Source organism: Fuscibacter oryzae (genome assembly GCF_016765795.1).
GTDB classification, from domain to species: Bacteria; Pseudomonadota; Alphaproteobacteria; order Rhodobacterales; family Rhodobacteraceae; genus Fuscibacter; species Fuscibacter oryzae.
Genome location: NZ_JAESVP010000004.1, coordinates 192,777 through 209,742 on the forward strand (window position 1 = coordinate 192,777; position 16,966 = coordinate 209,742).

A 16,966-nucleotide genomic window follows, 5' to 3' on the forward strand; every position below is an offset into this window, starting at 1 on the left:
AGCGGTTTTGGGCACCAAATCCCTCTGCGGTGCCCAGCGTCAACCCCCGCTGGCCAATGTTGGAAAAAGAAAATCCCCCGGCAGGGCCGCCGGGGGAAAGATTCGGTAGAAATCCGCTTATTTCACGTCGCCGATGGTCCAGAACAGCGTTTCGCCCGAGTTGTCGCTGACCCCGTCATTGTCGGTCACGACCCAGCCCTTGCCAGCGGCATCGATGGTAAACCCTTCCACCTTTTCCGGGGTTACGCCCTTCAGCACGGCCAGATCGGGCAGCAGGTCGCGGAACAGTTCCTTTTGCACCACCGGCAGGGTGCCACCCAGCTCGGCAGGTTTCAGGTCGGCCAGTTTGACGCGGTAGATCTTTTTGATCGTGGCGGCAGGCCCGATCTGGTTGTCACGCTCGATCACATAGGCATGGTCGCCGTGAACGGTCAGTTCCGACAGGCCGACCCAGGCATCCTTGGCGTCGGTGGTGTCCAGCGGGTAATGCACCGCGCCCCAGACCTTTTCTTCCGGGTCATAGGACAGCAGTTTCACCATGCCCTTCGGGTCATCCTGCCATTCGCGCTGCACGGCCAGCCACAGCTTGCCATCGACCAGCGCCACGCCTTCAAAGCCATAGCGGATTTCATTGTCCAACAGGGCTTCGGGCAGGGCGACCTCTTCCTTGATCTCGCCTTCGTCGTTCACATGCAGCAGGGCATGGGGCACGCCCTTGTCGCTGCGCCCTTCGGAGGCCAGCCAGAACCCGCCCTCACCATCGGCCACGATCCCTTCCAGATCCAGCTTTTGCGCCGCATCGCCGCCACGGGTCACCACCATGGCTTTGGTGATCTTGGCCGGGGTCTGCGTGGTGTCGATGGTGTAGATCGTCGGTTGCGCAGCATAGGCAGAGTCGGAAATCGCATAGATCGTTCCGGCATTGGCCGGATCGGCTGCCAGACCCGACAGGGCACCCCAGCCGATCAGTTCCTCACTGCCAGCCGAGGTGATCATCGGATAGGCTGCCGTACCTTCGGCAAGCTCATAAATCATCACCTGCGCCCGCGCGCCGCCGTCTTCCACCAGATCAACCTCGTTCGCGGTCGCGAACAGGTTGCGCTCGGGGATAGAAACCATGCCTTCGGGGCTGATGCCCGACGGCAAGATTTGTTTCAGCACCGGCTTTGCCACATCGGTCAGGTCATAAACCCCGATGACTGAGGCGCGTTCCGAGGCGACAAAGGCATAGCGGGTGTCGCCAAAGGTGGCCACATCGACCGATTCCAGCTCGACGCCCTTCGACTTCGACCGCCCTTCGGGATAATGGCCCATCGCCACAATCGCATGTTCCAGGCTGGGGCCGCTTTCATAAACGACGGTGCCGTCCTTCTTGAACACCGTCCACGACCGGCTGCCACCTTTGTAGTCGCCCTCGTTGGCAACCGCGAAATGGTCCTCATCAATCCATTTCAGGCCATCGGGTTCACGCAGCACGCCTTCCTTCTTCTTGGTGAAGGTCAGCTTGCCATCGGTCTTGGTGTCGATGCCGTCCAGATCAATCGCGCCCGCGCTGAAATGGCTGATGCTGCCATCGGCGGCGACCACCACGATTTCGTTGTTTTCCTGCATGGTCAGGGCGATGTCGCCCTTGGCGTTGATGTCCACGAACTCCGGCTCGGGGTCTTCGCCCGCCACGGCGGCCAGCCCGGTCACGTCGATCTTTTGCAAGCTGGCGCAATCGGCAGCCCCGTCCTTGACCGGCAGCTTGGCCAGCCAGCCCGCAGGCATCTGCGGCATCTCGCCGTCGTTCACATCCTCGTCGCGCTCATTTTCAATGGCGATGGCCAGAAAGCTGCCATCCTTGGCCGCAGCCACCGAATCCGGCTGCCCGCCCAGATCGCATTCGGTCACGATCTTCTTGGTCGCCACGTCAATCGTCACCAGCTTGCCCGAAGGATTGGCCTTCGATTCCGAGGTGTTGACGGCCGCGTAAATCTTGCCCGCCACTTCCTTGGCAGTGGTCGGCTCTCCGCCCACGTCAATATTGCCAAGGGCTTTCGGTGCCTTTGGGTCGGTGATGTCGATCAGCCCGATCACACCCAGCGGGCTGTCGGTATAGATCAGCGTCATGCCATCTTCGGTCGCCGTAATGATCTCGGCCGAGGTCGGGCGCGCTTTGTCCTCGCCGTCCGCCATGTTGTCGGGCGTGGCAAAGGTTGCAATGCGGTTGAAGGTCGGCTCGGCCAAAGCAGGCAGCGCAGTAACCATGGCAAGAAGCGAGCACATGCTCGTCAGGCGGATTTGCATCGTAATTTCTCCGTCAGGGACGGGCGACAGATGGGCAGGGTTGCCAAAACCGCGATGACAGCGTTGCGAAACTTCTGTGACGTGACGGGAAAAGATTAACGGGTGCGGCGCAATCTGCTAGAAATCCTTTGCCCACGGCAACTTGGGCGAAAACAGCCGGAAAATCGGCGACTGGACAGTGAGAGACCATGAAAACAACCCTGCTTGCAGCCGCATTTTGCGCGCTTGCCTTGCCCGGTCAGACGGCGACTATCGCCTCTGGCCCGGTGCCAACCGACAATTACATCACCATCAACGGGCGCGACTGGGCCTGGGCCTTGCCGTGCGGCGCGGGCAGCGAAAGCTGCTGGCTGCCCAACCAGCTTGATCTGACGGGGCAGGCCAAATACGGCTGGCGTCTGCCAACGGTGAACGAGATTGTGCTGTTCATTGGCGCCGACCTGCGCGGATTTCAAAATCTGTTCATCAAGTCGGACGGCTCTGTCACCTGCGCATCGGCATGGTTCAACGCGATCTGGGCGCATTGCGACAATGAAAACAGCGTCTGGAACGTCACGAACGATTCTTATGACGAAACCTTCGTGATCCGCGACGAGGCGGCCGAGGTGTCGCCGGTGCCGCTGCCGGGCGCTGCGGGCCTGTTGGCGGCAGCCATGGGCGCCCTGGGTCTGGCACGTCGCCGCAAGGCGGCCTGACCCCATCCTGAAAGGTGCCCCGCCGCAACCGGCGGGGCATTTTGCCTTCAACCAACCACGTTGGTTTCGGGGCCATAGGGATATTTGGTGATATCCTCGTTGCCATCTTCGGTGATGAACAAGATGTCATGTTCGCGGTAGCCCCCCGCGCCCGGCTGCCCCTCTGGGATGGTCAGCATCGGCTCCATCGAAATGACCATGCCCGGTTCCAGCACCGTGTCGATATCCTCGCGCAGTTCCAGCCCGGCCTCGCGGCCATAGTAATGGCTGAGAACACCGAACGAATGGCCATAACCAAAGGTCCGGTATTGCAGCAACTGCCGCTCTTCGAGGAAGTCGTTGATCTTGGCCGTCACCTCGGCGCAGGACACGCCGGGTTTCAAAAGGCTCATCCCGTATTCATGGGCGGCGACGTTCGCCTCCCATATCCGCAGGCTGGCCGGATCAACCTCTTTCACGAACATCGTGCGTTCAAGGGCGGTGTAATAGCCACTGATCATCGGGAAGGTGTTCAGCGACAGGATATCCCCGCGCTTCAGCAGGCGGCTGGTTACCGGGTTATGCGCGCCGTCGGTATTGATGCCCGACTGGAACCAGACCCAGGTGTCGCGGTATTCGGCATCGGGAAAGCGTTTCGCAATCTCCAATTCCATCGCGTCGCGGCCTGCCATGGCAATGTCGATCTCGCGCAGGCCTTCCTTCACCGCCTCGCGGATGGCATAGCCGCCCACGTCGGCCACACCGGCGCCATGGCGGATCAGGTCCAGTTCGGCCTGCGATTTGCGCATCCGCTGTTCCATCGTGGCGGGCGCAATGTCCATGCCGCGCTTGGGCTGAAGGAAGTGGTTCAGCTTTTCCGATTGCAGCAGTGTCAGGTGATCGGCCTCACAGCCGACATGTTTGCCGGTGCCGACAACCGAGGCAATCGCGCGCCAGTAATTGTCGCGCTGCCAGTCGGTATAGGTGATGTTGTCGCCATGGCTGCGCCGCCACGGCTGGGCGGCATCAATCCCGGCGCTGATCGTGACCGACTGGTCCTTGGTGACCACCAGCCCATAGGGCCGCCCGAACGAGCAGTAGAGGAACCCCGAGTAATAGGCGATGTTCTGCATTGAGGTCAGGACAACCGCGTCCAACCCGTGCAGATCCATCACATCGCGCAAACCCTCGATGCGGTCTTCGTATTCTTCGGCAGAAAAGGGCAGCACCCGGTCGCCTTGGTGAAAGCGATATTGTTGTGGACGTTCCGTCATATCAGACCTCACTTGATGGGGCCTGCCTGTTGTGGCGCGAGACCCCGAAAGGTCCCGGCGTACAGGACTTGGGCAGGTTTCCCTGCAAGCGGCGGGGCAGTACCCCTGTGGCGACGCCATCGCCACGGCTTGAGCGCATGATAGCGCGGGCCGTGGCAAATAGGCAAGCCTGTGCTTAAACCGCCTTGCCCGCGAAATCGGCGGCGGAATGGCGTTCCGGCACCTGTTCGGTATCCGGCCCCCAGGTGCGGTTTACCAGGCGCCCGCGCTTGACCGCCGGGCGGGAATCGATCTTTTCGGCCCAGGCCAGCACGTTCTTGTAGGAGGACGCATCCAGAAATTCGGCCGCATTATAGGCGCGCCCCAGAACCAGCCCGCCATACCACGGCCATATCGCCATATCGGCGATGCTGTATTCATCGCCCGCGATATAGGGCCGAGTGGCCAGCAGACGGTCCAGCACATCAAGCTGGCGCTTGGTTTCCATGGCATAGCGGTTGATCGGGTATTCGTATTTCTCGGGCGCATAGGCAAAGAAATGACCGAACCCGCCGCCGACAAAGGGGGCGGACCCCATCTGCCAGAACAGCCAGTTGAGCGTTTCGGTCCGTTCCGGGCCGCTGGCGGGAAGGAAGGCGCCGAATTTCTCGGCCAGATGGACCAGAATTGACCCACTTTCAAAAAGCCGCACCGGCCGCTCTCCGGTGTAATCCCACAGGGCTGGAATCTTGGAATTGGGATTCAGATCGACAAAGCCAGATCCGAACTGATCGCCTTTGGAAATGTTGATGGTCCATGCATCATACTCGGCGCCGGTGTGTCCGGCCTCCAGCAGTTCCTCGAACATGATGGTGACCTTGACGCCATTCGGAGTGGCCAGCGAGTGCAACTGGAACCCGTGCTGCCCGCGCGGCAGGGGGGCATCATGCGTCGGCCCGGCGATGGGGCGATTGGTCGAGGCGAACTGTCCGCCGTTTTCCTTGTCCCAGGTCCAGACCTTGGGGGGCACATAGGGGCTATTCATCAGGCGTCCTTTCGGGGTGCATCGGCCAGAACCTAAGCACGATTCCGCCCCGCGACAATCTGGCCGCCTTGTGCATTCCTGCACCGACCCCATCTGCAAAATGTAACAATGCGGAGAAAACAATGCGCTGCCCGACCGATGGTGAAACCCTTGTCATGGCCGACCGCAACGGGGTCGAGATCGACTATTGCCCGAAATGCCGAGGTGTGTGGCTGGATCGCGGAGAACTGGACAAGATCATCGAGCGCGCAGGCGCCGCTGCCCCGGTCCGCGATGCCGCGCCGGTCTATCAGCCGGAACCCGGACGCCCGCCGCGTCAGGAGGAACTGCGGCGATACCGTGATGATGACGATGACGACCATCGCCACGGCGGCAAGCGCAAGCGGCGGGAGAGTTTCCTGGGAGATTTGTTCGATTTTTAGGCAATTCCTTTGGTGGGGTGCGTGTTTGCACGCCCCCCCCAAAGGTGCCTTACCTCTTTAGCGCGACAGGCCGCCCGGCAGCGTCGGCATATCCAGCGCCGAGAACCCGTAGTGGCGCAGCCAGCGCAGGTCGGATTCGAAGAAGGCGCGCAGGTCGGGGATGCCGTATTTCAGCATGGCAATCCGGTCGATGCCCATGCCGAAGGCGAACCCCTGCCACTGCGCCGGATCAACCCCCGCCGCCGACAGCACCTTGGGGTGGACCATGCCGGAGCCGAGGATTTCCAGCCAGCTGTCACCCTGGCCGATCTTGAGCTGACCGCCTTCCCATGAGCAGCGGATGTCCACCTCTGCCGAGGGTTCCGTGAAGGGGAAGTGCGACGCACGGAAACGCAGTTCGACCGAAGGCACCTCAAAAAACGCGCGGCAGAATTCCTCCAGCGTCCATTTCAGGTTGGCCATCGAAATATCGCGATCAATCGCCAGACCTTCGACCTGATGGAACATCGGGGTGTGGGTCTGGTCCATATCCATCCGGTACACCCGGCCCGGCGCGATGACGCGGATCGGTGCGCCCTGTTCGGCCATGGCGCGAATCTGCACGGGCGAGGTATGGGTGCGCAGCACATGGGGTGGGCGATTGTCGCCGGTCGCGCGGTGCATGAAGAAGGTGTCATGTTCCTGCCGCGCCGGATGTTCGGGCGGAATGTTCAGCGCGTCAAAGTTATACCAGTCAGATTCGACCTGCGGCCCTTCGGCGACCGAAAAGCCCATATCGGCGAAAATCGCCGTCAGCTCTTCCATCACCTGCGATACGGGGTGAATCGTGCCCATCCGACGGGGACGGCCCGGCAGGGTGACATCCAGCCACTCGCTGCGAAGACGTTCATCCAGCGCCGCATCGGCCAGCGCCGATTTCTTGGCGCGAAGGGCGGCGTCAATCTCGTCCTTCAGCGCGTTCAGGCTGGCACCTGCGGCCTTGCGGGCCTCGGGCTCCATTTTGCCAAGAGTGGCCATCAAGGCCGAAATCTCGCCCTTCTTGCCAAGGGCGGAAATGCGCAGGTCTTCCAGCGCGGCCTCGCCATTGGCATCGGCAACGGCGGTCAGATACTTGGCCTTGAGGGTGGAAAGCCCGTCCATTTGCGCCTCCTTGGGATCGGGCATCGTGCTAGCGGGCAGGGGCCAGATTTGCAAGGGCAGAGGTCAGTCTGCCATCAGCGCCTTCAGCACCACCTGCGCCTCGGGGCTGTCCCATTCGGCACCGCCGATCAGGCGGGCAACCTCGCGCCCTTCGGGATCGACAATCACGGTGACCGGCAGGCCCAGAACGCCCATCGGGCGGGCAAGCTGCGATTTGGGGTCGCGCAGCACGGGCAGCACCTTCACGCCCGCCTCGGCATAGAACTTGTCGATCCGCTCGGGGTCATTCCGGCCAGCAGCCACCGGCACCACGGCAATTTCTGGCATCAGCGTCTGCAAACGGTCAAGCGAGGGCATTTCGCGCCGGCAGGGCGCGCACCAGGTGGCCCAGAAGTTCAGGACCATCCATTTGCCCTTATACTCGGCCAGCGAGGTTTCGGTGCCGTCACCTTTGGTCAGCACCGCATCGGGCAGAAGTTTCGGCTCTGCTCCCGGAACCAGCTTTTCCATCTCCCCCGTCAGAAGGGGCGTCAGGTCCACCGCTGCCGCCGGGTTTGCGCCAAGCACAAAGGCCGTATAAAGAGCCGCCAAGACCAGTTTCCGCATATCCCCTCCGAGGCATCCGATGACCGAGACCGCAACCCCAAAAGCCGCCAACACCATGTGGGGCGGGCGTTTCGCCGAAGGACCGGATGCGATCATGACGGCGATCAACGCCTCGATCGGGTTCGACCAGCGGCTTTACGCGCAGGATATTGCAGGCTCGCGCGCCCATGCCGCGATGCTGGCGGCACAGGGTATACTGAGCGATAGCGATGCGGCGGCCATCGGGGAAGGGCTGCTCACGGTCTTGTCAGAGATTGAAGGCGGGAAGTTCACCTTTTCCACCGCTTTGGAAGACATTCACCTGAACGTGGAATCCCGCCTGACCGAGCTCATCGGCGAGCCGGGCAAGCGGCTGCACACCGGGCGCAGCCGCAACGATCAGGTGGCCGTCGATTTCCGCCTGTGGGTGCGCGACCAGTGCGATGCGGCGATTTCGGGGCTGGAGGCGCTGATGAAAGCGTTTCTGGCGCAGGCCGAGGCGGGGATAGACTGGGTGATGCCGGGCTTTACCCACCTGCAAACCGCACAGCCCGTCACCTGGGGCCATCACATGATGGCCTATGTCGAGATGTTTGCCCGCGACCGCAGCCGGTTTCAGGACGCCCGGCGGCGGATGAACGAATGCCCCTTGGGGGCGGCGGCACTGGCGGGGACCAGTTTCCCCATCGACCGTTTCGCCACGGCGCAGGCGCTGGGCTTTGACCGGCCCACGGCGAACAGCCTTGATTCGGTCAGCGACCGCGATTTCGCGCTGGAATTCCTGTCGGCCAGCAGCATCTGCGCCATGCACCTGAGCCGCTTTGCCGAGGAGCTGGTGATCTGGTCATCTGCGCAGTTCCGTTTCGTGCGTCTGTCGGACCGCTGGACGACCGGCAGCAGCATCATGCCGCAGAAAAAGAACCCCGATGCGGCGGAACTGCTGCGTGCGAAACTGGGGCGGATTCTGGGGGCGACGGTGGCCCTGTTCACCATCATGAAGGGCCTTGCGCTGACCTACTCCAAGGACATGCAGGAAGACAAGGAACAGGTGTTCGACGCCGCCGACAATCTGATGCTGGGCCTTGCCGCGATGACCGGCATGGTCAGCGACATGGTCGCCAACCGCCCGGTTCTGGAAACCGCTGCGGCCAGCGGCTTTTCGACCGCCACCGACCTTGCCGACTGGCTGGTTAAGAACCTTGGCCTGCCCTTCCGCGAGGCGCATCACGTCACCGGCACTCTGGTGGCCCTGGCCGAAAAGAAGGGCTGCGACCTGCCCGACCTGTCGATTCAGGAAATGACCGCCGTTCACGCCGGCATTACGCAGGATGTCTATTCGGTGCTTGGCGTGCAGAATTCCGTGCGCAGCCGCGCATCTTACGGCGGAACTTCGCCAGAGCGCGTGGCCGAACAGGTTGCCCGCTGGCAGGCCGCGCTGGCCTAGGGCAACCTAGGCCCCATGCGTGCCCTGATCGCCCTTCTGGCCCTTGCCGCCTGTACCAACCCCAGCCTTGGGGTCGGGTTCGGCGTGGGCGCGGGCGGGGTCTCGGTCTCTCCGGTGGTTTCCGGCACCGTGGGCGGCGTGCGAACATCCGTTTCCGCATATTGAGGTTTTTCATGCGCACCCTTGCCGTTTTGTCCCTGCTTGCCCTTGCCGCCTGTGGTGCCGATGGTGCGCCCACCAAGCCCGCGCCCAAGCCGGGGGTTTCCATCTCGGGCGAGGCGGCGGTGGGCGTGGTGGTGAAGTAGGCCGCAGGGCGCGGGAAATCCCTTTTCACACCTGCCCCTTGCGTTGCCCCCGACGCGCGGCGTGATATACCCGCCCCAACCGCGCGGAGGCACCCATGGACCATTTCCTTTACAAGAACGGCACCCTGCATGCCGAGGACGTGGCCCTGGCCGATATTGCGGCTTCGGTCGGCACGCCATTCTATGTCTATTCCGCCGCCACCCTGACGCGGCATTACCGCCTGTTCACCGAAGCCCTGTCGCCTCTGCCGCATCTGGTGTGCTTTGCCATCAAGTCGCTGTCGAACGTCGCCGTGCTGAAACTGCTGGGCGATCTGGGGGCGGGGATGGATGTGGTCTCGGGCGGGGAATATCTGCGCGCCAAGGCCGCTGGCGTGCCCGGCGACCGCATCGTCTTTTCCGGCGTGGGCAAAACGCGCGATGAAATGCGGCTGGCCCTGAAAGGCGGTATCCGTCAGTTCAACCTCGAATCCGAACCCGAAATGCGCGCGCTGTCGCAGGTGGCGACCGAATTGGGCGTGGTGGCCCCGGTGGCCGTTCGGGTAAACCCGGACGTGGATGCGAAGACCCACGAAAAGATTGCCACGGGCAAGAAGGAAAACAAGTTCGGCATCCCGATTGACCGCGCCAGCGCCGTTTATGCCGAAATCGCCCGTCTGCCGGGGCTGAAGGTCGTCGGCATCGACGTGCATATCGGCAGCCAGTTGACCGAGCTGGAACCCTTTGAACTGGCGTTCAAAAAGGTTGCCGATCTGACGCGGCAACTCCGCGCCGAAGGGCATACGATCACTCGGCTGGACCTTGGGGGTGGTTTGGGCATTCCCTACACCCGGTCTAACGAAGCGCCACCGCTGCCCACCGATTATGGTGCCATGATCAAGCGCACGTTGGGCGATCTGGATGTGGAGATCGAGATTGAACCGGGCCGCCTGATTTCCGGCAACTCGGGCCTGATGGTGTCAGGCGTCATCTATGTGAAGAACGGTGAAGACCGTGATTTCCTGATCCTCGATGCCGCGATGAACGACCTTGTGCGCCCGTCGATGTATGGCGCGCATCATGACATCATTCCGGTGGTGGAGGCCCCCGCAGGCAGCCCGACCCAAGCCTATGACATCGTGGGTCCGGTCTGTGAAACCGGCGACACCTTTGCCAAAGGCCGCGACCTGCCGCTGCTGGCCGAGGGCGATCTGGTCGCCTTTCGCAGCGCCGGGGCCTACGGCGCGGTGATGTCCAGCGAATACAACACCCGCCCCCTTATCCCCGAGGTGCTGGTGAAGGGGGATCACTTCGCTGTCATCCGCGCCCGCCCGACCTATGACGAAATGCTGAACCGCGATAGCATTCCTGAATGGCTTTGACCGGCCATATCTATTTGACCTGAAAGCGAGGGCATGGAGCAGACCAGAACCGCCCCGGACATGCTGAAACGGCTTGAAACCCCCTTGCGGCTGACGCTGGCGGGGCTTTGGGCTGAACGGCTGTGCCGTGCCTTCTGGCCGCTGTGGTCGCTGGCGATTGCCATTCTGGCAGCCCTTGCCTTTGGCGCGCAGGATCATCTGCCGCTGGACCTGTTTTGGTATCTGGCCGTTGCTCTTGCCGCAGGTCTGGTCTGGGCGGCATGGCACGGCTGGCGGCGGTTCCGCAAACCCCTTCGGGCCGAGGCTTTGGCGCGCATTGATGCGCGCCTGCCCGGCCAGCCCCTTGCCGCGCTGAACGACACGCAGGCGCTGGGCCTGAACGATCCGGCCTCGCAGGCGCTATGGGCGGCGCACCGAACCCGCATGGCCGAACGGGCCAACGGCGCAAAGGCGGTGGCACCCGACCTGCGGCTATCGTCGCGCGACCCCTATGCCTTGCGCTATATGGCGCTGACGGCGCTGATCATGGCGCTGGTCTTCGGCTCGCTTTGGCGGCTGACCTCGGTTTCCGCCCTTGCGCCGGGTGGTGCGCAGGCGGCTGCCGCGGGGCCGACATGGGAAGGCTGGGTCCAGCCGCCACCCTATACCGGCAAGCCCGCGCTATATCTGAATGACCAGAAGGGCGACGATCTGGCCTTGCCTGCCGGCACCCGGGTGCAACTGCGGTTTTATGGCGAGGCGGGCAGCCTGATCCTGAATGAAACCGTTTCGGCCCGCACCGATGCCCCCCCGGCATCCGAAGCGAAACAGGATTTCACCGTCACCCGCGCCGGAAAGCTGGAGATCGCAGGCTCGGGGGGCCGGTCATGGGATGTAACGTTGATCCCGGATGCGCCGCCGCAGGTTTCGGTTGTGGGCCAGATCGGCCGCACCGCCGATGGCCGATTTAAACAGGGGTTTTCGGCCAAGGATGATTATGGCGTAACCAAGGGGCAGGTGGTGATCACCCTTGATCTGCCCGCCGTTGACCGCCGCTTTGGCCTTGCCACCGATCCGCAGGATGTGGCCCCGGTCACGCTGGACCTGCCCTTGCCCCTGCGCGGCAAACGCACCGAATTCACCCAGGAGCTGGTGGATGACCTGTCCAAATCCATCCTCGCCAACCAGCCCGTCACCCTGACGCTCTCGGTCAGCGATGCGGCGGGCCAGACCGGCAGCACTGCCCCGGTCAAGGTTACCCTGCCGGGCAAACGCTTTTTCGATCCCTTCGCCGCCGCCCTGATCGAAATGCGCCGCGACATATTGTGGAGCCGCACCAACGCCCCTCGCGCCGTCCAAATCTTGCGCGCCGTCACCTTCGCGCCCGAAGGCTTCATCCGCAACGAACGCGCCTTCCTGCGCCTGCGCGTCGCCATGAAGCGGCTGGAGGCGAACGCCACCACCCTGACCCCGGCGATCCGCGACGAGGTGGCCGAAGAGCTGTGGCAAGTGGCCCTGCTGGTGGAAGAGGGCGATCTGCAATCGGCCAAGGAGCGCCTGAAACGCGCGCAAGACCGGCTGGACGAGGCGATCCGCAACGGTGCCTCGCCCGAGGAAATTCAGGCCCTGATGGATGAGATGCGTCAGGCGCTGGACGATTACATGAAAAAGCTGGCCGAGGACCAGAAGCGCAAGGGTGGCGATCAAACCTCGCAGAGCGATGGTCCCAAGATCGAGATGAGCCAGGACCAGCTTCAGCAGATGCTGGATAAGCTGCAAAAGCTGATGGAAGAGGGCAAAACGGCCGAGGCCGCCGAGTTGATGGACCAGTTGCGCCAGTTCATGGAAAACATGCAACTGGCCGATGGCGCGGGCGGTGAGGGGCAGGGTGGCCCTGGCCAGCAGGCAATGCGCGATCTGGGCAAAACCCTGCGCGGCCAGCAGGGCCTGTCTGATGACGCCTTCCGCAACATGCAGCGCGGGCAAGGGCAGGGCGAAGGCCCGGACCTGGGACAGAACCCGGACCTGGGACAGAACGATGGGCAGGGCGATCAGCCCGGCACGCCGCAGGGCCAGCCCGGCGATCAGCCGAATGGTCAGCAAGAGGGCCAGCTGGGCAATCAACCGGGCCAAAGCCTGCAAGATCGTCAGGCTGAATTGCGGCAAGAGATCGAGCGCCTGCAAGCTGAGGGCAAGCTGCCCGGCGCGGGCACCGAACAGGGCGAGGCGGGGCGTAAGCAACTTGATGAAGCCGGTCGCGCCATGGATCAGGCCGAACGTGCGCTGCGCGACGGCGATCTGCCGGGTGCGCTCGACCGTCAGGCCGAGGCGATGGATGCTATGCGAGAGGGCCTGCGCAACTTTGGCGAAGCCTTGGCGCAGGAAAATCGGCAACAGGGCGGGTCAGAGCGTCTGGGGCAGGCCGATCCGCAGGACGGCCCGCCCAATGGCCGCGACCCCTTGGGTCGCCAGACCGGCAATGGCTATCGTATCGGGTCCGACAACAACCTGCCCGAAGGCAAGGATGTTTACCGCCGCGCGCAGGAACTGCTGGACGAGATCCGCCGTAGATCGGGTGAACAATCGCGCCCCGAAGGCGAGCGTGATTACCTGAAACGCCTGCTCGACCTGTTCTGATCCGCTGCTGCGCTGGCAGCCACTCTATCCAGCTTCAAAAAGGTGTGGGAGGGAGGTGCGTAAGCCCCCGGCAGGCCCGATTTCAACCCGAGTCAATAGACCCTGGCTCGCACATGTTAGGCGACCAAGGGCTGGCAAAAATCGTTGCCAACTCTCCTCGGTTGGGAGGGTGACAGGTGGGTTGAACCGGCGGGACAGGCGCTCCAGCCTCAGCCCGGATCGCTGGTGATGCCGCGGATTTGCCCGCTCAGGCTGCGCAATGTCTCGTCCAGCCACAACCGTCCGGCATCGACCTTGCCGACATAGGCTGTCAGGCTCGGACCGGCACCGGGGAATTGTTCCGACAGTTTCGGCGCCATGACATAAACCACCGTTGCCACAACCGCCGCCAGAACAGTCAGCAGAAACCCGGTGCGAAAGCCGCGTCGCCCCGGTTTGCCCAGCGTTTCGGCCACGGCCCCGGCCTCGCCGTCGCGGGGCTCTGTCGTGGCGCGCAGGGTGGAGTTGATCTCGTCAATCTCTGGCAACAGGTCACGCCGGGCCTGCGGTTTGGCCGGTTCGGCCATTGGCGGCGGCGTCTCGATGCCCTTCATCGCGGCAATCCGGCGCGCGGCGGCATCGGGGGCCGGGGGCGGTTGCAGGCCCAGCTCGGTCTGGGTCTCGATCGGCTGTGGCGCCTCGGACTTGCGGGCGGCGGTCTCGCGCTCGGCCTCTTCGCGCAAGACCGACAGCACGGAATCGTCGATTGACCGCGCGGCTGGCCCCTCTGCCGCAATCGCGGGCGCGGGGCCGGGCATCGGCGCGGGCGCAGGGGGCAGCTCCTCGTCATCCTCTTCGGGCATGGGCGAGAACAACGCGTCCTCCGCCTCGGCGGCGGCCGTCACATCGGGGGGAAGCTGAAACCACGCATGGCCGCAATTTGAACATTGCACATCACGCCCCGCCTCGGGGATGACCGAGGCATCCACCTCGTACTCTGCATCGCAGTTGGGGCAGATCAGGCGCATCACGCTTCCGTATTTGCTCTCAGTCAGACCCATTCGCAGGCCTTTTGTGGAATGTGTAGCAACGAAGTCTGCAATCTCCAAGCCTTTGTCTTTCCGCAACATACCGCTGCGACTTGTGATTGGCGCGTTTCCGGGCAATTCTCGCCCCCGCTTGGAATGGGGGATTGCAGTGATTGCCTTCGAGAACGTCGCCTACAACTATGGCGGGGGCGAACTTCTGTCAGACATCTCGTTGCGTCTGGCACCGGGGTCTTTTCATTTCCTGACCGGGCCATCCGGGGCGGGCAAGACCACATTCCTGAAACTGTGCTATGCGGAACTGCTGCCGACGGCTGGCCATGTCACGATCTTTGATCACGACGTTCATGGCCTGACGCGCGATGATGTCGCCATGACCCGGCGGCGGATTGGCGTTGTGCATCAGGATTGCCAGTTTCTGGATCATTTGCCGCTGTCGGCCAACATTGCGCTACCCTTGATGGTGGCGGGTCGGGCAGCGCCGCAGGGCGATCTGTCTGACCTGATGGGCTGGGTGGGACTTGACCGGCTGGCCCACAGCTTGCCGCCGCAATTGTCGGGGGGCGAACGGCAACGCGCCGCCTTGGCCCGCGCCATCATTACCGGGCCGGATGTCATTCTGGCCGATGAGCCGACCGGCAACCTGGATTGGGACATGTCGCTGCGCCTGCTGACGCTGCTTGTGGAGCTGAACCGGATGGGGAAAACCGTGGTCGTCGCCACCCATGACCTGAACCTGATCCGTCAGGCCAAAAGCCTGACCGCAGCGCGTGTGCTGCGCATCGCCAAGCGGCGCATCCAGCTTGCGGGGGCCGACCTGTGAGTCTGCAACTGACCCTGCCGCCGCAGATCACCCGCCTGCTGCAACACCGCATCTTTCACGCCAGCCCTGCCGATTCGGTGGTGCCGCCCTCTGGCCACACCGCCTGGCTGACCAGCTTTACCGCCGGTGCCATGACCTTTCTGGCGGTCTTTGCGCTGGCGCTGTCGCTGGCCTCTGGTCGGTTGGCTGAACGCTGGGCCGGTGCGCTGGACCGCACGGCCACAGTGCGTATTGCCGCGGCATCGGGCCAGATCGATGCCCAGACCAAGGCGGTTCTGGCTGTGCTGGCCACCACCCCCGGTATCGCGAGCGCCCGCGCCTTGGGCGATGACGAGCAGCGCAAGCTGCTGGAGCCGTGGTTCGGCCCTAACCTGCCCGTGGAATCGCTGCCCCTGCCGCGCCTGATCGAAGTGACCGAGGATGGCAGCGGCTATGATGCTGAGGGCCTGCGCCAGCGCTTGACGGCAGAGGCACCGGGCGCGGTGTTCGATGATCACACCCGCTGGCGCAAACCGCTGGCAACGGCGGCCTCTCGGCTGCGGCTTTTGGGCTGGCTGGCCATCGCGCTGATCGGGTTGACCATGGCCGCGATGATCACGCTGGCCGCCAATGCCTCGCTTGCCGCCAATGCGCAGGTGATCGGCGTGCTGCGCCTTGTTGGTGCGCGCGACAGCTATATTGCCCGCGCCTTCGTGCGTCGCTTTACCCTGCGCGCCTTTGCAGGAGCGGCGGCAGGGGCGCTGGGCGGCATGCTGGGTGTGGCGCTGCTGCCTTCGGCCGATGCGGCGGGGGCGTTCATGACCGGCCTTGGCTTTCACGGGGCGGGCTGGCTTTTGCCGCTGGTCCTGCCACCTCTGGCCGGGCTGGTGGCCTTTGCCGCCACCCGCGCCGCCGCCTTTCGCAAACTGAGGGAGCTGCACTGATGCCCACCCCGATCCGCTGGCTTCTGTCACTGATTTTCGTCGTGCAGATGTATCTGGCGATGGCAGTGATTGCGCTTGTCTTTGCCCCTTTCGCCCTGTTCAGCCGCAACGCGGCCTTCATGGCCTGCCACAGCTTTTGCGCTTGGGTGATCCTCACCGCGCGTATCCTGTGCGGCCTGCGGAGTGAGGTGCGCGGCACCCCGCCGACATTCGAGGCCGTGGTCGCCGCCAAGCATCAAAGTTTCTTTGACATCATCCTGATCTTCCACGCCGTCCCGCGCGGCAAATTCATCATGAAGCGAGAGTTGCTGTATGCGCCCTTCCTTGGCCAATACGCCCTGCGCATCGGTTGCGTGCCGGTTGATCGCGGCAAGCGCGGGGCCGCAATCACCAAGATGAAGGCCGATGTAGCGCGTGGCGCGGCCAGCCCGGGCCAGTTGATCATCTATCCGCAAGGCACCCGTGTGCCCCCCGGTGAAAAGCGGCCCTACAAGGTGGGCACCGGGTTGCTTTATGATCAACTGGCACAGCCCTGTGTGCCAGTCGCCACCAATGTGGGCCTGTTCTGGCCCAAACGCGGCATATTGCGCAAACCCGGCCTTGCGGTGGTCGAATTCCTGCCGGTGATCCCGCCCGGCAAACCCGTGCCCGAATTCATGACCTTGGTCGAGACGCAGGTGGAAACCGCATCGGATCGCCTGATGGAACAGGCGCAAAGGGGCTGACCATGGCCACCAGGCCCGAAACCGTCGCAACGATCCTTGATGCCCTGCCCGGCACCAGCGCCCGCAAGATGTTTGGCGAATATGCTCTGTATCTGGATGGCAAGGTGGTGGCGCTGATCTGCGATGACAGCCTGTTTGTCAAAGATCTGCCGCCCGCCCGCAGCCTTTTGCCAGATGCGCCGCTGGCCCCGCCCTATCCGGGCGCAAAGCCGCATCTGGTGGCCGATGGCTGGCTGGATGATCCCGAGACTCTGGCCACCGCCATCGGCGCTTTGGCTGCGGTGCTTCCCCTGCCAAAGCCAAAGGCCGCGAAGCCGAGCGCAAAGAAAGGCTGAC

At 63.4% G+C, this 16,966-nt stretch carries 17 protein-coding genes; 11 read left to right on the forward strand and 6 right to left on the reverse strand.

From position 1 onward, the window contains the following. Positions 1-117: 117 nt before the first annotated feature. Positions 118-2,289, reverse strand: coding sequence for an esterase-like activity of phytase family protein (locus tag JI744_RS09110; RefSeq protein ID WP_202659838.1), 2,172 nt, complete (start codon positions 2,287-2,289; stop codon positions 118-120). A 188-nt stretch (positions 2,290-2,477) separates the two neighbouring features. On the opposite strand from JI744_RS09110, the gene JI744_RS09115 reads away from it, so the two are divergent. Then, entirely contained in the window at positions 2,478-2,984 is a 507-nt protein-coding gene (locus tag JI744_RS09115) for a hypothetical protein (protein WP_202659840.1), read from the forward strand. Positions 2,985-3,031: 47 nt separating this feature from the next. Here the strand turns inward: JI744_RS09115 and JI744_RS09120 are convergent, their stop codons facing one another. After that, positions 3,032-4,237, reverse strand: coding sequence for an aminopeptidase P family protein (locus JI744_RS09120; RefSeq protein WP_202659842.1), 1,206 nt, complete (start codon positions 4,235-4,237; stop codon positions 3,032-3,034). 175 nt (positions 4,238-4,412) lie between these two features. Further along, on the reverse strand, positions 4,413-5,261 hold the full coding sequence (gene yghU, locus JI744_RS09125; RefSeq protein ID WP_202659845.1) for a glutathione-dependent disulfide-bond oxidoreductase: 849 nt from the start codon (positions 5,259-5,261) through the stop codon (positions 4,413-4,415). Between the two features lie 122 nt (positions 5,262-5,383). Here yghU and JI744_RS09130 point away from each other — a divergent pair, with 122 nt between their 5' ends. After that, a complete protein-coding gene (locus JI744_RS09130) occupies positions 5,384-5,683 on the forward strand; it encodes a TFIIB-type zinc ribbon-containing protein (protein WP_202659846.1) in 300 nt (99 codons plus the stop codon). 57 nt (positions 5,684-5,740) lie between these two features. On the opposite strand, the gene pheS is transcribed toward JI744_RS09130, so the two are convergent. Further along, positions 5,741-6,823 carry a phenylalanine--tRNA ligase subunit alpha gene (gene pheS, locus JI744_RS09135; RefSeq protein ID WP_202660453.1) on the reverse strand — a complete coding sequence of 361 codons (1,083 nt, stop codon included), beginning with the start codon at positions 6,821-6,823 and terminating at the stop codon, positions 5,741-5,743. A 63-nt stretch (positions 6,824-6,886) separates the two neighbouring features. Further along, positions 6,887-7,429, reverse strand: a complete 543-nt coding sequence (locus tag JI744_RS09140) for a TlpA family protein disulfide reductase (protein ID WP_202659848.1) — start codon at positions 7,427-7,429, stop codon at positions 6,887-6,889. Positions 7,430-7,448: 19 nt separating this feature from the next. Between JI744_RS09140 and argH the strand changes: the two genes are divergently transcribed. From argH to JI744_RS09160, 5 genes are all read left to right on the forward strand, one after another. After that, positions 7,449-8,852 carry an argininosuccinate lyase gene (argH, locus tag JI744_RS09145; RefSeq protein ID WP_202659850.1) on the forward strand — a complete coding sequence of 468 codons (1,404 nt, stop codon included), beginning with the start codon at positions 7,449-7,451 and terminating at the stop codon, positions 8,850-8,852. Positions 8,853-8,867: 15 nt separating this feature from the next. Further along, complete coding sequence (locus JI744_RS09150) at positions 8,868-9,017, forward strand: hypothetical protein (protein ID WP_202659852.1); 150 nt, start codon at positions 8,868-8,870, stop codon at positions 9,015-9,017. An 8-nt stretch (positions 9,018-9,025) separates the two neighbouring features. Further along, positions 9,026-9,157: a hypothetical protein gene (locus JI744_RS19235; protein WP_268885787.1), complete on the forward strand. Its 132-nt coding sequence runs from the start codon at positions 9,026-9,028 to the stop codon at positions 9,155-9,157. 95 nt (positions 9,158-9,252) lie between these two features. Next, complete coding sequence (gene lysA / locus JI744_RS09155; protein WP_202659854.1) at positions 9,253-10,518, forward strand: diaminopimelate decarboxylase; 1,266 nt, start codon at positions 9,253-9,255, stop codon at positions 10,516-10,518. A gap of 33 nt (positions 10,519-10,551) precedes the next feature. Further along, positions 10,552-13,134, forward strand: a complete 2,583-nt coding sequence (locus JI744_RS09160) for a TIGR02302 family protein (RefSeq protein ID WP_202659856.1) — start codon at positions 10,552-10,554, stop codon at positions 13,132-13,134. A 209-nt stretch (positions 13,135-13,343) separates the two neighbouring features. Here the strand turns inward: JI744_RS09160 and JI744_RS09165 are convergent, their stop codons facing one another. Then, positions 13,344-14,174 (reverse strand): zinc-ribbon domain-containing protein, encoded by an 831-nt coding sequence (locus JI744_RS09165; protein ID WP_236019355.1) that lies wholly within the window; start codon positions 14,172-14,174, stop codon positions 13,344-13,346. Positions 14,175-14,310: 136 nt separating this feature from the next. Between JI744_RS09165 and JI744_RS09170 the strand changes: the two genes are divergently transcribed. The 4 genes from JI744_RS09170 to JI744_RS09185 are packed head-to-tail and all read left to right on the forward strand — an operon-like array spanning position 14,311 to position 16,965. After that, entirely contained in the window at positions 14,311-14,982 is a 672-nt protein-coding gene (locus JI744_RS09170) for a cell division ATP-binding protein FtsE (protein ID WP_202659866.1), read from the forward strand. A gap of 26 nt (positions 14,983-15,008) precedes the next feature. After that, positions 15,009-15,905, forward strand: a complete 897-nt coding sequence (locus JI744_RS09175) for a cell division protein FtsX (protein ID WP_202660457.1) — start codon at positions 15,009-15,011, stop codon at positions 15,903-15,905. Next, positions 15,905-16,630, forward strand: a complete 726-nt coding sequence (locus JI744_RS09180; protein WP_202659868.1) for a lysophospholipid acyltransferase family protein — start codon at positions 15,905-15,907, stop codon at positions 16,628-16,630. Before JI744_RS09175 ends, JI744_RS09180 begins: the two co-directional genes overlap by 1 nt. Before the next feature lie 2 nt (positions 16,631-16,632). Further along, positions 16,633-16,965, forward strand: coding sequence for a TfoX/Sxy family protein (locus tag JI744_RS09185; RefSeq protein WP_202659870.1), 333 nt, complete (start codon positions 16,633-16,635; stop codon positions 16,963-16,965). Position 16,966: the final 1 nt, after the last annotated feature.

What these genes read in the sequence shown, in the direction of transcription:
- JI744_RS09110 (WP_202659838.1), bottom strand. Translation starts at nt 2,289, where the DNA reads ATGCAAATCCGCCTGACGAGCATGTGCTCGCTTCTTGCCATGGTTACT.
- JI744_RS09115 (WP_202659840.1), top strand. Translation starts at nt 2,478, where the DNA reads ATGAAAACAACCCTGCTTGCAGCCGCATTTTGCGCGCTTGCCTTGCCC.
- JI744_RS09120 (WP_202659842.1), bottom strand. Translation starts at nt 4,237, where the DNA reads ATGACGGAACGTCCACAACAATATCGCTTTCACCAAGGCGACCGGGTG.
- yghU (WP_202659845.1), bottom strand. Translation starts at nt 5,261, where the DNA reads ATGAATAGCCCCTATGTGCCCCCCAAGGTCTGGACCTGGGACAAGGAA.
- JI744_RS09130 (WP_202659846.1), top strand. Translation starts at nt 5,384, where the DNA reads ATGCGCTGCCCGACCGATGGTGAAACCCTTGTCATGGCCGACCGCAAC.
- pheS (WP_202660453.1), bottom strand. Translation starts at nt 6,823, where the DNA reads ATGGACGGGCTTTCCACCCTCAAGGCCAAGTATCTGACCGCCGTTGCC.
- JI744_RS09140 (WP_202659848.1), bottom strand. Translation starts at nt 7,429, where the DNA reads ATGCGGAAACTGGTCTTGGCGGCTCTTTATACGGCCTTTGTGCTTGGC.
- argH (WP_202659850.1), top strand. Translation starts at nt 7,449, where the DNA reads ATGACCGAGACCGCAACCCCAAAAGCCGCCAACACCATGTGGGGCGGG.
- JI744_RS09150 (WP_202659852.1), top strand. Translation starts at nt 8,868, where the DNA reads ATGCGTGCCCTGATCGCCCTTCTGGCCCTTGCCGCCTGTACCAACCCC.
- JI744_RS19235 (WP_268885787.1), top strand. Translation starts at nt 9,026, where the DNA reads ATGCGCACCCTTGCCGTTTTGTCCCTGCTTGCCCTTGCCGCCTGTGGT.
- lysA (WP_202659854.1), top strand. Translation starts at nt 9,253, where the DNA reads ATGGACCATTTCCTTTACAAGAACGGCACCCTGCATGCCGAGGACGTG.
- JI744_RS09160 (WP_202659856.1), top strand. Translation starts at nt 10,552, where the DNA reads ATGGAGCAGACCAGAACCGCCCCGGACATGCTGAAACGGCTTGAAACC.
- JI744_RS09165 (WP_236019355.1), bottom strand. Translation starts at nt 14,174, where the DNA reads ATGGGTCTGACTGAGAGCAAATACGGAAGCGTGATGCGCCTGATCTGC.
- JI744_RS09180 (WP_202659868.1), top strand. Translation starts at nt 15,905, where the DNA reads ATGCCCACCCCGATCCGCTGGCTTCTGTCACTGATTTTCGTCGTGCAG.
- JI744_RS09185 (WP_202659870.1), top strand. Translation starts at nt 16,633, where the DNA reads ATGGCCACCAGGCCCGAAACCGTCGCAACGATCCTTGATGCCCTGCCC.